Origin of the sequence: Vibrio sp. 10N.222.52.B7, assembly GCF_041474275.1 — a bacterium.
Taxonomy (GTDB): Bacteria; Pseudomonadota; Gammaproteobacteria; order Enterobacterales; family Vibrionaceae; genus Vibrio; species Vibrio crassostreae_C.
Window position 1 is genome coordinate 1 of the sequence record NZ_JBFRTU010000611.1, and the last position, 258, is coordinate 258.

Below are 258 nucleotides of genomic sequence, written 5' to 3' on the forward strand. Positions count from 1 at the left end.
GATTAGAGAGAGTTAAGTGAGTTGAGTAAGTTGATGCAGCTTCAAAATGATGGATGGTGCTGCATAGATTAGGATGATTGAACGTGAGAACGCGCAATCCAAAAACAGGGATCATGTATCGGTCTTGCATCACGGTATCTGGGGCTGAGAACGCCACCATCTTTTGGTGTGACATCAACAAGACTTAGTCGGCGAATGGCGCTACCAAAGGTAAATCGTGCAGCACCACGACAGACGCAATGCCACGTTGTTTAATTA

1 pseudogene is annotated in these 258 nt (G+C 45.7%); it reads right to left on the reverse strand.

From position 1 onward, the window contains the following. Positions 1-258, reverse strand: a pseudogene (locus AB4512_RS24450) (ABC transporter ATP-binding protein); the annotation flags it as partial.